This window comes from Glycomyces tarimensis, from assembly GCF_054776215.1.
The window spans coordinates 382,867-398,066 of record NZ_BAAHCB010000005.1; the positions used below are offsets into that span (position 1 = coordinate 382,867).

A 15,200-nucleotide genomic window follows, 5' to 3' on the forward strand; every position below is an offset into this window, starting at 1 on the left:
TGAGGCCGTGACTGACAGGCAAGCGTCGCCGCTCGACACCACGACCTCAGCCGCCTACGCCGAACGCGCCGCCCGGGTGATCCCCGGCGGCGTGAACTCGCCGGTCCGCGCCTTCCGGGGCGTCGGCGGGGATCCCGTGTTCATCGCCGACGCCCACGGCGCCCGCATGCGCGACGTCGACGGCAACACCTACATCGACCTGGTCGGGTCCTGGGGGCCGCTCATCCTCGGACACGCCCACCCCGAGGTCGTCGACGCGCTCGCCCGCGCCGCCGCGGGCGGCACCTCCTACGGCGCGCCGACCCTCGGGGAGATCGAGCTCGCCGAGGAGATCGTCGCCCGCACCCCGTGCGAGAAGGTCCGCCTCGTCTCCTCGGGTACCGAGGCCACCATGAGCGCCGTGCGCCTCGCCCGCGCCGCCACCGGCCGCGACAAGATCGTCAAGTTCGCCGGTTGCTACCACGGCCACGCCGACTACTTCCTCGCCGCCGCCGGCAGCGGCGTCGCCACGCTCGGCCACCCCGACTCGCCGGGCGTGCCCGCCTCCGCCGCCGCCGACACCATTGTCGTGCCGTACAACGACCTCGACGCCGTCGAGGCCGCCTTCGCCGCGCACCCCGGCCTCATCGGCGCGGTCATCACCGAAGCCATCCCCGGCAACATGGGCGCCGTCGCCCCGCGCGACGGCTTCAACGAGCGGCTCTACGACCTCACCCGCGCCCACGGCGCGCTCTTGATCTCCGACGAGGTCATGACCGGCTTCCGCGTCGGACCCGGCGGCCTCGCCGCCCCCGCCGACCTGTACACCTACGGCAAGGTCATGGGCGGCGGACTCCCCGCCGCCGCGTTCGGCGGCCGCTCGGACCTGCTCGACCTCATCAGCCCCGCCGGGCCCGTCTACCAGGCCGGGACCCTCTCGGGGAACCCGCTCGCCGTCGCCGCCGGGCTCGCCACCCTGCGCGCCTGCGACGACGCCGTCTACCGCAGGCTCGACGAGACCGCCGCCGAAATCCAGCGCATGGCCGGCGAGGCGCTCACCAAGGCCGGCGTGCCCCACTACGTCTCGGCCCCGTCGAACCTGTTCAGTGTGTTCTTCACCGGCACCGAGGTCCGCGACTTCGACGACGCCTCCGCCCAGGACCTCGATGCGTACGGCGCGTTCTTCCACGCCATGCTCGAAGGCGGCGTCTACCTGCCCCCGAGCGCCTTCGAATGCTGGTTCACCTCCGCCGCGATCGACGAGGCGGCCCTGTCACACATCGAACAGGTCTTGCCACGCGCGGCCGAAGCGGCGGCTAGGGTGCGAACATGAGTGGCGCGAAGACCATCGTTCACCTGCTGCGGCACGGAGAGGTCCACAACCCGGACGGCATCCTCTACGGCCGCATCCCGGGCTTCGGGCTCTCCGATCTCGGGCGTGAGATGGCCGTCGCCGCCGCCGAGGAACTGTCCGGGCACGACATCGTCCACGTCGGCGCCTCGCCGCTCCAGCGCGCCCAGGAGACCGCCGAGCCCATCGCGGCCTCCCACCGGATCGACACCGTCACCCACAAAGGCCTCATCGAGGCCGGGAACTCCTTCGAAGGCATGAGGATCGGCGTCGGCGACGGCGCCCTGCGCCACCCCAGGTACTGGTGGCGGCTGCGCGACCCCTTCAGGCCCTCCTGGGGCGAGGCCTACGTCGACATCGCCCGGCGCATGATGGACGCCGTCGAGGAGGCGCGTGCCTCCGCCGAGGGCTCCGAGGCGGTCCTCGTCAGCCACCAGCTGCCGATCTGGACCGTCCGCCGCTTCGCCGAGCGCAAGCGCCTGTGGCACGACCCGCGCAACCGCGAATGCGGGCTCGCGTCGCTCACCAGCATCGTCTTCGAAGGCACCGGCATCGTCCGGGTCGAGTACTCCGAGCCGGCCGCGCACCTGGTCCTCAAGTCCGACGCGGCCAAGCGGGCCAAGGGAGCCTGACGATGGCACTCCGGCGACGGACACTGCTCGCGGCCGTGCCGCTGGCGGCACTCGCCGCCTGCTCCGACGACGGTGCCGACCCCAACCGCGTCAACGAGATCAACCGCGACCGCTTCGTCTCCGGCGACGGCGCCAACTACCGGTGGGAGGACCCCGACGAGCGGCCCGAGGCCCCCGTCATCACCGGCGAGAGCCTCACCGGCGACCCGCTCAGCACCGCGGACTGGGCCGGATCGGTCATCGTCATGAACTTCTGGGGCTCGTGGTGCCCGCCGTGCCGCGCCGAGGCCGAGTACCTCGTCGAGGCCGCCGAGCACTTCGCGGAACTGCATGGCGAAGGGGTCCGGTTCGTGGGCGTCAACATCCGCGACACCGTCGACGCCGCCGAGGCCTTCGAACAGCGCTACGGCGTCGACTACCCGTCCTTCAACGACGCCGGCGGCGAGATCGCCCTCCAGTTCGTCGAATACGACATCTCGCCGACCAACATCCCCGCCACCTTCGTCATCGACGCCGAGAACCGCGTCTTCAGCGTCTGGCGCGAGGCGTTCGAAGACGCCGAGACCCTCATCGCCGACATCGGCAAGGTGCTGGAACAGTGAGCCTCGCCGCCCCCGACCTCGCGCAGACCGCCGCCTCGGGCCCGCTCCTGGTGGCCTTCGGCATCGCCGCGCTCGCCGGCCTGGTGTCCTTCGCCTCCCCCTGCACCCTCCCGCTCATGCCCGGCTACGTGTCCTACGTGACCGGGATGTCCGGCACCGACCTCGCCGAAGGCGGCAAGCGCGGGCGCGTCCTCGCCGGCGCGCTGCTCTTCGTCGCCGGATTCACCGCCGTCTACACGACCGTGGTCTTCGCCCTCCAGACCGCCGGGCGCGCCCTGCTCACCAACAGCGGCACCGTCGAACTCGTCGTCGGCATCTTCATGATCGCCATGGGCCTGATGTTCATCGGGCTCATCCCCGAAGGCCGCGGCTTCTCCCCCCGCTGGCGGCCCGCCGTCGGCCTCGCCGGGGCGCCCCTGTTCGGCGCGGTCTTCGCGCTCTCATGGATCCCCTGCACCTCGCCGGTGCTGGCGGCCATCACCAGCCTCGCGGTCATCCAGGACGGCGCCGCCCGCGGCGTCGGCCTCATGATCGCCTACTGCCTCGGTCTCGGGCTGCCCTTCATCGCCTTCGCCGTCGGCATGCACCGCCTCGCAGGGGCGCTCGACTTCATGAAGCGGCACAGCCGGGCCATCGCCATTACCGGCGGCGTCATGCTCGTCGCCGTCGGCCTCATGCTCGCCACCGGCGCCTGGACCGAATTCACCAACTGGCTGCGCGCCACCGTCGGTTCCGGGGAGATCTGGCTGTGACTTCCAAACCGGCGACCGCCGCCCCCGTCAAACGGCTCCGCTCCTTCGGCCGCCGCTGGTGGCACCAGCTCACCTCCATGCGGACCGCGCTGCTGCTCCTGCTCGCCCTCGCGCTCGCCGCCATCCCCGGCTCAGCCTTCCCGCAGCGCTCCATCAGTCCCCCGGACGTCACCGCCTACTACGAGCAGCACCCCGAGCTCGCGCCCGTCCTCGACCGCCTGTGGGCCTTCGACGTCTACACCTCGCCGTGGTTCTCCGCGATCTACCTGCTGCTCATGGTCAGCCTCATCGGCTGCATCATCCCCAGGCTCGGCGTGCACCTGAAGTCCCTGCGCTCCGCTCCGCCCGAGGCCCCCAAGCGCATGGAGATCCTGCCCTACCACCGCCGCCTCGACGGCGAGGTCAACGAGACCAGGGCCAGGGCCGCGCTCAAGCAGCACCGTTTCCGCGTTGAGAAGTACAGCCGCAGCGGCGAGGGCGAGGACGGCACGGTCATCCTCGCCGCCGAGAAGGGCTACCTGCGCGAGAGCGGCAACCTGCTGTTCCACGTCAGCATCATCTTCATCCTCGTCGGCGTCGCCGCCGGAAGCCTGTTCAGCTGGTACGGCAACCGCATCCTCTCCGAGGGCGAGGACCAGGCCTTCTGCAACAACCTCCAGCAGTACGACGAGTACGGGCTCGGCGCCTACGTCGACGAGACCAGCCTCCCCAGGTTCTGCGTCCAACTCGACGACTTCGACGCCGAGTTCACCGACGGCGGCCCCACGGCCTACGACGCCGAGGTCTCCTACACCTTCGACGGCACCGAGGACACCTACGACCTGCGCGTCAACCACCCCCTGAACATCGACGGCGCCAACGTCTTCCTCATCGGGCACGGCTACACCGCCGTGGTCACCTACACCGACCGCTACGGCAACACCGAATCGCGGCACCAGCCGTTCCTGGCGATGGACGCCGCCCTCAACTCCGAGGGCGCCTTCAAGTTCCCCGACGCGAACTTCAACCCCGAGACCGGCGAGGTCGACCGCGACGCCGAGGTCGGCTTCGACGCGATCCTCGTGCCCACCTATGACGACTCGACCGCGATGCTGCTCGGCGCCGAGCCCGAGCTGCACAACCCCGTCCTCGCCCTCACCGCCTACCGCGGCGACCTCGGCATGGGCGACGGCCTCCCCGAGTCCGTCTACAGCGTCAACGACGAGCAGATCGCCTCCGGCGAGCTCGAGCAGCTCAACGACACCGTCGAGGTCATCGGCGTCGGCGACTCCATGGAACTCGACGACGGCTCCACCCTCACCTTCGACGGCGTCGAGCAGTACGCCGTCATCCAGGTCCGCCACGACCCCGGCGGCCCCATCGTCCTCGGCGGCGCGGTGATCCTCCTCGGGGCGCTGCTGCCCACGCTCACCGTGCGGCGAAGGCGGTACTGGATCCGGTGGAACCCCGACGGCAGCGTCGAGGTCGCCGGTCTCAACCGCAACGACTACGACGGCCTGGAGGAGGAGTGCGATGCCCTCACCGCCGACATCGCCCCCGACGCCGAGCCGACTCAGCCTCGAACCGATTCCGAAGAACCGATCGGGAGTACATCATGACCGGTGCCGAAGCGGCGAACGCGCTGTTCGTCGCGACCATCCTCGTATACGCCGCGGCGATGTTCGCCTACGCGCTCGAATACGCCTTCGACAAGCGCGCCCCCAAGCGCGTCAGCGAGAAAGAGCTCGTCGCCGCGGGTAGGGCCGTGCTGGACGACGACTCCGAGGAGCGCGCGAACGCCGAGCAGGACGCCCCCATCACCCCGGCCGCCGCGCGCGGGGCCGGACGCCTCGGCCTGATCCTCACCTACATCGGCACCGCCGCGCTGGCCGCCTCGATCGTCACTCGAGTCGTCTACACCGGACGGTGGCCGTGGGGCAACATGTTCGAGTACACCGTCGGGGTCGCGCTCGCGGGCATGATCACCTGGCTGGTACTCGTCTCCGGCAGGCACGTGCCCAGGCGGTTGGGCCTGTTCGCGACCTTCGCGGTGACGATGGTGCTCGGCACGTCCGTGCGCGTCTACACCGAGGCGGGGCCGCTCGTGCCGGCGCTGGACTCGTACTGGATCATCATCCACGTCACGGCCGCCATCGCGGCCTCCGGCGCGCTCCTCATCGGATGCATCTTCGCGATCCTGCACCTGCTCAGGCGCCGCTACGACCGTCGGCTCTCCGACGGCAAGGCGGTGCGCTTCCCGCTGAACGTGGCCGAGCGACTGCCCGACGCGACGCTCCTGGAGCGTCTGACATTCAAGATCCACGTGTTCGCCTTCCCCCTGCTGACCTTCGGCATCTTCGCCGGCGCGGTCTGGGCCCACTTCGCGTGGGGCCGCTACTGGGCCTGGGACCCCAAGGAGGTCTGGGCGTTCATCGCCTGGGTCGTCTACGCGGCCTACCTGCACGCGCGCGTCTCGGGCCGCTCCGCGCGGGCCAACGCGCCCTGGATCGCGATCCTCGGCTACGCGGTCATGCTGTTCAATCTGACCGCCGTGAACCTGATCTTCTCGGGCCTGCACTCCTATGCGGGAGTCTGACCGAGCTCGAGACGGAGCGCGGCAGAGCGAGACGGAGCGGGGCAGAGCGTGGCAGAGCGAGGCACTGCCGCACTGGGAGGCGGCGCAGCCCTGTCCACAAGGAAACAAGTGCACCAGGTGTTATTGCTGTGCCTTGTGATCTGCGTTCGCTCGCATGCGATTGACGGGACTAAAAGGACCTATCCCGAACTGCAGCAGGAGGTCAGGCGGTCGTACCATGAGGGGAACGTTCCTTCGACGAAGAGGTTCTGCCGATGAGTGAAGAATCTGTCACCGTTTCCGGCGAAGACCCGCCGTACATCCCCGAGTTCGACGTCAGCAGGCCCACCATCGCGCGCGTCTACGACGCGATCCTCGGTGGCAAGGACAACTTCGCGGTCGACCGAGAGGGAGCGGCCGCATACATGAAGTTCGTGCCCAGCTCCCGTGAAGTCGCCATCGACAACCGCCAAGGCCTTGAAAAGGGCGTCTCGTACATGGCGAAGCACGGTATCGACCAGTTCCTCGACATCGGCGCCGGATTGCCGACGATGCGGAACACGCACGAAGTCGCCCAGGAGATCAACCCGGACGCGAAAGTCGTCTACGTCGACAATGACCCGATCGTGCTCGCCCATGGCCGGGCGCTGCTGGCGAGCAACGACTCGACCACGATCGTCACCGCCGACCTCCGGGAGCCCCAGGGCATCCTGGACCATCCCGACGTCAAGAAGGTGATCGACTTCACGCGCCCCATCGGTCTGATGGTCGTCGGCCTGTTCATGCACTTCCACGACGAGGAGCGCCCCGGCGACTGGGTCAAGGTGCTGCTCGACGCCTGCCCGAGCGGGTCCTACCTGCTCATGACCGACTTCGCCGACACCGGTGAGCCCCAGCAGAAGGCCATCGAGAAGGCCGGCCTGGAAAGCCTCGGCAACGGATGGGTGCGCAAGCCGGAGAAGATCCTCGAGCACTTCCACGGCCTGCCGCTCGTCCCTCCGGGGCTCGAGTGGGTCCCGCGCTGGTTCCCGGGCGAGCCGGACCGCGAGGTCCCGGCCGTCGAAGACCTCGAGCCGCACAACAGGATCATGATGGCCGGACTCGGCTACAAGGAATAGTCGATCCCGATCGTTCGCCCTTCAGCCGTCGGTCGATCGTTGGTCGATCGTTGGTCTGTCGTCGGTCTGTCGTCGGCTGGGGTGGCGGTCGGGGTAGCGGCTTAGCCGGTGCCCAGGTCCGCCGCCAATTTCTGTGTGTGCGGAGGTGGCGTCAGGAGGCCTGAAATGGCTGCGGGGGCGTTGGCTGGAACGGGTGAGCGTGATGGTCGTTCTGCGCCAAAGCAGCGACGATGAGGGGGCCGGGCGCACCGGGATCGGTAGCCGTCATGGGCGTCGTTGTGGTCGGGCGGGGGCCTGCTGGGCCCGGCAATGGCCGCGGGGGCGTTGGCGGGAACGGGCGGACGTGATGGTCGCCCTGCACTATGGGCAGCGACAAAAGCAAGTGGCGGCTGGGCTGGGGCGGTCTGGCGGCGCGGGGGTGGTCGGTGGTGCCGTGCCGGGTGGGGCTGGGGCTGGCCTGGTGGCGGGTATTCGCGTTGCTGGTGGTCCGGTTCGGGCTCCGGGCATGGGAATGGGCTCGAAGCCGTTGTCGGCTTCGAGCTGGCGCCCTATGAGGTGCCTTCCCCGCCACGGCATCCCGCAGCGGGCGGATTAAGAAGGGCGGTGGTCCGTAGTCCGGTGCCGGTATGGCGCTGGCAAGGTCGCGAGTCCGCCTCGGTTCGCCAAATGGTGTGGCAGTCTCGTATTCCCGCCGCTGGCCCTGCCCCGGTTCCGGTGCTGAAGCCGGTTCGGGTTCGGTCGCGGGTTCAGGACGGGGTGTCGGTGTGGTGAAGCGTGCTCGCAGTTTCGCGCGGGCGGCTTTCGCGGCAGCCAGCGCGTCCTCCAAGTCAGCCTGTTCGGCAGCGGCTTCGAGGTCGGGTTTGAGTGTCTCGGACCATTCCTCGGGATACAGGCCGGTGGGGAAGGCGTTCGCGATGTCGTCGGCGAAGTCGGCATCCAAGTCCGTGTCGGTGCGCCAGTCCGAGCACCCGCATGTGAGGTCGGGGTCGGTGTCCTCGTGCCCGTCGTGGTGGACGATCAGGGCCTTGCCCGGTCCGGTCTTCTGCATGGTCCAGCCGGGGGTGTGGATGCGGCCGTGGTGGAACCGGCACAACAGGATCAGGTTCTCGGCTACTGTCGGTCCGCCATTCGCCCAGTGGCGGATGTGGTGGGCTTCGGTCCACTGCACGGGTGCGAGGCAGCCGGTCCAGGCGCACCCGCCGGGCTGCTCGAGTTCCAGCTTCCTGCGCAGCGCCGAGTTCGGCAGGCGCAGGGCGCGGCCGAGTTCGATCGCTTCCCCTGTCCGGTAGTTGAACACGTTGGGGATCACGAGACCCTCACACGCGAGCAGGCGGGCCTTACCGAGGGAGATGGGGTCGCCTTCCAGCGTCGGCACCCGGCCGGTGTCTTCCCCGGCCAACGTTTCGATGCCGACCGACAGGTGCAGGATGGCGGTGTGCCCGTGCCGCTTCGCCGCGTTCGGGTCGGCCCCGTGGGCCGCGAGCACCTGGTGGAACGCCTCGGCCCGCCGATTCGCCGCAGGCGGCAGGCACCCGTCCTGGTCGACCTCGTCCTGACGCGGAGGCGGCACGGCGGTGGTCAGGAGCTTGGCGAACAGCTTCCCGGTGTCGGCCGACAGGAGCCCGGAGAGGACGAACATGCCGTTCTCGGTCTCGACTAGATCCAGGCGTTGGAGGGACTGCTGCCCGAGCCCGTCCAACAGCTCCTGACCGTTGTCGAGCGCGGCCTGAAGTTCGTCGAGCTGGGCGTGGACGTCTTTGACGGTGGCGTGGATGCAGTACTGCGCGATCAAATGCTCCGGGGTGGGGCAGCGGGTGTCCGCGTCGAACGGGGAAGGCACCGGTTCCTTGTAGGGGGTCCGGGCGTACACGCGGAGGGCCTTGGTCGCGTCCAGGCGGCGCACGGCCGCCGCGACCCGGTCGATCCGCGCCCGAGCCGAAGTCGCCGTCTCAGTCAACACCTGGAATTTCCCGGCGGTGCGGGCGATCGCGGCCAGATCAGCAGCGGTGCGGAGGTGGAAGTCGAAGGTCGACACCAGCCATTCGCGGAGGGCGGAGAAGCCATCACAGTCGCGGTGGATATTCCAGGCTTTCGCCTCGATCACCCGGGCGAGGATGTCCGCGTGGAGGGCGTTGATGGCGGCAGCCGCCTCATCGAGATCGGTGTGGATGGCCGCTGCCCGCTCGGTCCGCTCGGTCCTGCTGGGCTTCATGCTCGCTTTGGCCATCTGACACCCCCTCGGTCATTGAGGTCTCGTACGAACCTGCTGTTTCCGCCGGTTCGTGCTATACCTCTATTCTCCCAGGTCACAGACGCCCTGTCATCACCCATTAGGGTGGGAAAACACTCACGTTTCCGCCGCCCGGAGCCACGAGAAGCCCTGCCCCGCAAGGCAAACCGGACACCACACGGCCCGCCCGCGCAGAGGCCAGCGCTCACACCCCACCGGCACGCCCGCCGACCCGACCTCCACAAAGCACACACCTCGTCGTCGCTGACGCCTTTAGGGCAGCCCGACCATCAATCCCACACCGTTCCCGCCAGCGCCCCACCTTCCATTGCCGGTCTCCCCAGGCGCCACTCACGCCCAGCCCAACCACATCGCGTGCATCCCACCTACACCTCGCCCGCTCGCGGAGCGTAGCCGACCCTATATATAAGGCATAACCAAAGCGGCCCCCACCTCTCGGCGGGGGCCGCTGACGTCTTACGGCTCTAGCGGAGCGGGGGCCTCCGCCGGTTGCCCGGGTTCAGCCTCTCCGGCTCCCGGTTCAGGTCTACGGACGAGTACGCCCTCGGCTCTCGATCCTCCGGCCGCTGCCCGGTCCTGTACGCCTGGGCGGCAGCCGCGTCCCTCCGCGCCTGCCCCACCTGCGGCGACACCGGAATCACTCCCGAGTCGGGGTCGTCGTCGATGTCGATGCCCAACTGCTCTCGCCTTGACACCGTCTTCGGCGTCGCGCCCATGAGCGCGAACAGCAGCACGATGATGCCCACTGTCGCGACGCCCAGGATCGGCAGGATGAGCATGATCGGATCGATCCCGCTCACCGTATTGCGCCCCTGGTCGTACACCGTGACGCGCACTCCGGCCATGCCCGTGTAGTGCATGCCCGAGATCGCCGTGGCCATCACGACCGCGGCGGCCGTCTGCCACTTCCATCCGTCCAGGTACATGCCGCACGCCAGCGCCGCCGTAGCGGCCACGACGGCGATGACCACCGAGGCCCAGAAGTAGTTGCGGTCGTGCGAGATCTCGCCCGAGATGTTGATCGCCGCCATGCCGGAGTAGTGCATGGAGACGACTCCGAGCCCGGTCAGCGGGCCCGCCATGAGGATCTTCGCGCCCGTGTTGCGCCGGCCCATGCCGGCGACGGTGAGTCCGAAGAAGACCGATGCGATCGACACCGCCAGGCTCACCGCGGTGATGCCGGGGTCGTAGGCGATGTCCGATTCGGTCACCTTGAAGCCGATCATCGCGGTGAAGTGCATCATCCAGATCGCCGTGCCGCCCAGGGCGAGTGCCGCCAGCGCGATCCACCTGATGCGTTTCGCCGTCGCCTTGACCGAGCCGCTTTGCCTGCGCGCGTGCGACATGCACATCAGCGCCAAGAGCGATCCGGCGAATGCGAACCCGAATCCCATGAAGGGATTGATCCACCCGTAGGTGAAATGACTAAGGTGTTCCATCCGCGGTCTTCCTCCCCAGGTCGACGCCCGTTACTGGAATGTTTCACTTCTGCGATGTGTGCGATTCGAAACGTTATACGACTACGGTCTGCTGGCATCTGCCAGACGCACAGTTGATTTGCCCAGGTCATCGGGCCCTTTCGCGCGATAGTCGAGGTTGGGGACGCTGAGGACTCCGAACACCAGACCGGCGATCGTGACGATCGCCGGCAGGAGGATCGGCACCATGAGCACGAGCGGGTCGATGCCCGCGACCGCGCCGCCGCCGCGGACGGTCATCGCGGCCACCCCGGCGCCGACCACGCCCGCGCCGCACACCAGTCCTCCCAGGACCAAGCGCGGCCAGCCAGCGCTCTCGGTCCCAGAGAGGAACACTCCGATTCCGACGGCCAGGACGGCCAGTGCGAACGACACCACGGTCAGCCAGGCGTCGTAGGCGATGTCGGAGCCGGTGACGGTGAATCCGATCATCGCGACGAAGTGCATCATCCAAATACCGATGCCGCCGATGGCCAAGGAGGCGAGCAGAGCCCAGCGGATCCGGCTGATGGCGGTGGTGGCGGCGCGGGCGTAGTGGGCGGCGGACAGGCCGAGGAACGATCCCGCCGCTGCAAAGGCGAGGCCCATCGCCGGATTGAGCCAGCCGTAAGTGAGGTGGTGGTGGTCGAGCACCGCTGCCAGGTAGTGCGTCTCCATGGGGTGGACCTCTTCTCAATGCGTGCGGACTACGTTGCCGCACGTAGCGCTCGGCCGCGTCGGACAATTTGTGCGAAGTTCGGATCGGCCGATGATGCGCGTAACGTGATGAGGCCTCGATCTGTGAACCGGCGAGGCGGTGGGCGATGCCGTCGCGGCGGTATCCACTGAGGACATCGGCCTGCTCGCGAAGCCGCGGCCAGGGCGGTCGCACGCTCGTCCTCGTCGGGCGGGGGCCGTGGCGTCGCGCATTGGCGCGCGGGGCGGCGAGGTCCAATAGCGCACGGGACGCCGCCGAACGGTTCCCGGGGCTCGTCTGTGCGGGTTGATTTGTCGCCTGATTAGCTGAATACTCGATAGGCGTGTGTCCGAAATTATGTGATATTTTGTGAATCGCCCCGTAGGTCAGTGGGTTACGGAGTCGACTTGAGAACTCCAGTACGCCCCTGGATTTCAGCGCCCGCATTCGTCATGATGGAATCTGCTGGGCTTCACATGCCACTCCCACCGCCGCGGGCGGTCGGAACGGCAGCCGACGGTGTGCGCCGCCGGCCCGAGACAGAACCGGTCCCAACACGCGGTCCGGTCTGACATAGAGGACCACCCCAGGAGGCTAGACAAGGTGAGCAAGCGCAGCTCGAACCGAGCGGGTTCAGCGGCTCGACGAGGTCCGTTGGGTCTGCCCCGCATCGCCGACATGCGAATCAGGTCCAAGCTGGGACTGATTCTCCTGGTGCCGCTCCTCGTCCTCGTAGCCGTGGCAGGTCTCCGCCTCTACGACCTGGCCAACGACGTGTTCGAGTCGGACGACATGGTGACGCTGGTCGAGTTCAACACGGTCACCGCCGAACTCCGCTACGAGCTCCAGCGAGAGCGCAGCCTGCTCGTCACCTATCTGCGCAAGGACGACGGGCACGTCAGCGGCATCGACCTGGAGCAGTACGACATCGATGCCGTCAACGAGCAGGCGGCCCGCACCGATGCGGCGCTCGAGGCCTTCAGCGAGAAGGCCGATACGCTGTCGAACATCTCCGACGACATCGACAACCGGATCAGCGCGGTCGACACCCAGTACGAGGGCCTGCTGCAGATCCGCGCCGCCGCCGAAGACGACCCCGTCAAGACGTCGATCGACGCGACCTCCCGCACCTACCAGCGCCTCGTCTCCGAGCTGGTCACGATCACCGACGTCTCCGCCCGTATCGTCAACGACCCTGAGATCGCCCGCCAACTGCAGGTCATCTCCTCGGCCACGGTCATCCTGGAGCAGTTCGAGGAGGAGCGGGCCATCGCCATCAAGGTCGGCGACGGGCACAACTTCCTCAACACCACGCGGTGGAAGGAATTCGTCGCCTACGCCGAGATGCGCGCCAGGGCCGAGAGCGAGTTCAAGACCGTCGCCAACCGCGACGAGCAGCTCGCGATGTTCTACCGCCCGGGCGGCCTGAGCACGGAGGAGGCGCAGACGGCGCTCACCTTCGAGACGCAGACGGTCGCCGCCAGCACCTCCTCGGACCTGGTGGTCGACGCCGAGACCATCGCCTCCTACGACGCGATCCTCGAGAACGGCCTGTCGTTCATCGACGCCGAGTCGTCCGAGGTCCTCTCGCAGGCCCGTTCCGACCGGGACGCCCAGATCTTCCAGCTGCTGCTCGAGGCCATCCTCATTCTCGCTGCGTTCGTCGTCGCGACGGTGATCGCCCTGATCATCGCCCGCAACATGAACCACGGTCTGCGCCGACTGCGCGAGGGCGCGCTCGACGTCGCCCACGTGAGCCTGCCGCAGGCGGTGGCGCAGATGCGCGACGCGGAGAGCATCGGCAACCGGACCCCGGACGAGGTCGCCGCCGAGAGCGGCGCGGTCATCGACATCGACCAGCGCGACGAGATCGGCAACGTGGCGCACTCGTTCAACATCGTCCACACCGAGGCGATCCGCATCGCCGCCGAGCAGGCGGCCCTGCGCGCCAACGTCTCTCAGATGTTCATCAACCTGGCGCGCCGCTCCCAGAACCTGGTCGACCGGCTCATCGGCCACCTCGACCACCTGGAGCGCGGCGAGGAGAACCCCGACCGCCTGGCCGAGCTGTTCCAGCTCGACCACCTGGCCACCCGAATGCGCCGCAACGACGAGAACCTGCTGGTTCTCGCCGGCGCCGACTCGACCCGCCAGGAGCGCCACCCGGCGCCGATCGGCGACATCCTCCAGGCCGCCCAGTCCGAGGTCGAGCAGTACACCCGCATCGAGTTCGGGCGTTTGGACGCCGACCGCGAGATCAAGCCCGCGGCCGTCAACGACCTCGTCCACCTCGTCGCCGAGCTCATGGACAACGCCACGGCGTTCTCCCCGCCCGAGTCGCCGGTCCTGGTCGAGGCCGAGCAGATGCGCACCGCCGAGAGCCCGATGGGCGCCATCCGCGTCCGCATCACCGACTCCGGCATCGGAATGCCCGAGGCCCAGATCGAGGACATCAACCGGCAGCTGTCCGAGTCGGCCGACGTCATCGACCTCGCCTCCTCGCGCATGATGGGCCTGGTCGTGGTCGCGCGCCTGGGCAAGCGCCACAACGTCCGCGTCGAGCTGCGGCCCGGCGAGCGCCGTGGCACCGTCGCCGAGGTCATCCTCGGCGAGTCGGTCCTATCCGAGCCGAAGCTCCCGGAGCGCTCGCGCATGGACGGCGGCGCGGGGGGCTCCCTGGGCGACCGCGACGCGGGTCCGAGGGGTGAGCTGCTGTCCGGCATGAACGCCGACACCGGCACCTTGCCGCGCGTCCCCGAGAGCCCCGCCGGGCTGTTCGACACGGTCGCGCCCCCGAACGTCGCCTCGCCGCCGCAGCCGAGCGCGCCGCCGTACCGCGCGCCCGAGCCGACGGCTCCGCCCGCGCCGCAGCAGCAGTCCCACTCCGAGCCGTTCACCGGCGAGCACGCCGTGCAGGACGCCGATCCGGGATTCATGTTCCGGCCCGGGGGCCTCGCCGACGAGCGCCGCTCGAACGGCAAGGTCATGGAGGTCACCGGCGAGATCGTGTCCTCCGAGCACGTGGCCCTCCCGAAGATCCAGCTGGAGGCCGCGCCGTCGGCCGAGGAGCCCGCGCCGCCGTCGTGGCCGGACACCGCGGCAGAATCGGGCACCGAGGCGCCGCGAAAGTCGATGCGCTCGGACCGGGTCTCCGCCGTGGACGCCACCACGGAGCTCCCGATCTTCCGCGAGGTCGAGTCGGCCTGGTTCAAGGCGGTCACGCCCGCGCCGAAGGCCGTCGACGACACCGCGAAGGTGACAGGAGAGACCGAAGCGAGCTACGGTGAGGACCAGGGTCCGGTCGAATCCTCCGCCCCCGCTTGGGAAGAAGCGGCCCCGCAGTCCCCTCCGCAGCCCACGGAAGGCGCGAACATGTACACCTCGCCCTCGCCGCCCCCCGAGCGGTCCGAGCCGAGCTTCGGCGATGCCCGGAACTCCTCGATCGGCACGGCCGAGACCCACAGCCCGGCCGAGTCCGGACTGGAGCGCCGCCGCCTCCAGGCCGATCCCGACACCGACCCCTCCTACGCCTGGCGGACCGCCGCCGACGACGGTTGGCAGCGGGTCGACAACGCCTTCGCCGAGACGGCCGATGAGACCACCTCGGCGGGACTTCCCAAGCGGCGCCCCATGGAACGGCTCGTTCCCGGCGGCGTGGAGGAATCACAGGAGACTGTCAGCGCGCAGAAGCGCAACCCCGAAGGCATTCGGGGCCTGCTGTCGGCCTATCACCGTGGGGTCCAGCGAGGACGTGGCAATGACGGTAACTGACTCGCCGAGCTACAACACGGCAGACGCTAAGGAGCG

Annotated in this window: 11 protein-coding genes; 8 read left to right on the forward strand and 3 right to left on the reverse strand. The window is 68.9% G+C overall.

All coding sequences use genetic code 11. From position 1 onward, the window contains the following. Positions 1–7: 7 nt before the first annotated feature. The 7 genes from hemL to ACYVK3_RS07370 all read left to right on the forward strand — a co-directional run bounded on the left by hemL (position 8) and on the right by ACYVK3_RS07370 (position 6,988). Positions 8–1,312, forward strand: a complete 1,305-nt coding sequence (gene hemL / locus ACYVK3_RS07340) for a glutamate-1-semialdehyde 2,1-aminomutase (protein WP_460496628.1) — start codon at positions 8–10, stop codon at positions 1,310–1,312. After that, complete coding sequence (locus ACYVK3_RS07345) at positions 1,309–1,962, forward strand: histidine phosphatase family protein (RefSeq protein WP_460496630.1); 654 nt, start codon at positions 1,309–1,311, stop codon at positions 1,960–1,962. Before hemL ends, ACYVK3_RS07345 begins: the two co-directional genes overlap by 4 nt. Positions 1,963–1,964: 2 nt before the next feature. After that, complete coding sequence (locus tag ACYVK3_RS07350) at positions 1,965–2,564, forward strand: TlpA family protein disulfide reductase (RefSeq protein ID WP_460496631.1); 600 nt, start codon at positions 1,965–1,967, stop codon at positions 2,562–2,564. Beyond that, positions 2,561–3,316 carry a cytochrome c biogenesis CcdA family protein gene (locus tag ACYVK3_RS07355; protein WP_460496632.1) on the forward strand — a complete coding sequence of 252 codons (756 nt, stop codon included), beginning with the start codon at positions 2,561–2,563 and terminating at the stop codon, positions 3,314–3,316. Before ACYVK3_RS07350 ends, ACYVK3_RS07355 begins: the two co-directional genes overlap by 4 nt. Further along, complete coding sequence (resB, locus tag ACYVK3_RS07360; RefSeq protein WP_460496633.1) at positions 3,313–4,914, forward strand: cytochrome c biogenesis protein ResB; 1,602 nt, start codon at positions 3,313–3,315, stop codon at positions 4,912–4,914. Before ACYVK3_RS07355 ends, resB begins: the two co-directional genes overlap by 4 nt. After that, on the forward strand, positions 4,911–5,891 hold the full coding sequence (ccsB, locus tag ACYVK3_RS07365; protein ID WP_460496634.1) for a cytochrome C assembly family protein: 981 nt from the start codon (positions 4,911–4,913) through the stop codon (positions 5,889–5,891). Before resB ends, ccsB begins: the two co-directional genes overlap by 4 nt. Before the next feature lie 254 nt (positions 5,892–6,145). Beyond that, complete coding sequence (locus tag ACYVK3_RS07370; RefSeq protein WP_460496635.1) at positions 6,146–6,988, forward strand: class I SAM-dependent methyltransferase; 843 nt, start codon at positions 6,146–6,148, stop codon at positions 6,986–6,988. A 151-nt stretch (positions 6,989–7,139) separates the two neighbouring features. Here ACYVK3_RS07370 and ACYVK3_RS07375 read toward each other — a convergent pair whose 3' ends face one another. The 3 genes from ACYVK3_RS07375 to ACYVK3_RS07385 form a co-directional block, all read right to left on the reverse strand. After that, positions 7,140–9,215, reverse strand: a complete 2,076-nt coding sequence (locus ACYVK3_RS07375) for an HNH endonuclease (protein WP_460496636.1) — start codon at positions 9,213–9,215, stop codon at positions 7,140–7,142. A gap of 488 nt (positions 9,216–9,703) precedes the next feature. Then, a complete protein-coding gene (locus ACYVK3_RS07380) occupies positions 9,704–10,678 on the reverse strand; it encodes an MHYT domain-containing protein (RefSeq protein WP_460496637.1) in 975 nt (324 codons plus the stop codon). An 81-nt stretch (positions 10,679–10,759) separates the two neighbouring features. Then, a complete protein-coding gene (locus ACYVK3_RS07385) occupies positions 10,760–11,374 on the reverse strand; it encodes an MHYT domain-containing protein (RefSeq protein WP_460496638.1) in 615 nt (204 codons plus the stop codon). 697 nt (positions 11,375–12,071) lie between these two features. Between ACYVK3_RS07385 and ACYVK3_RS07390 the strand changes: the two genes are divergently transcribed. Beyond that, entirely contained in the window at positions 12,072–15,164 is a 3,093-nt protein-coding gene (locus ACYVK3_RS07390) for a sensor histidine kinase (protein WP_460496640.1), read from the forward strand. Positions 15,165–15,200 lie beyond the last annotated feature (36 nt).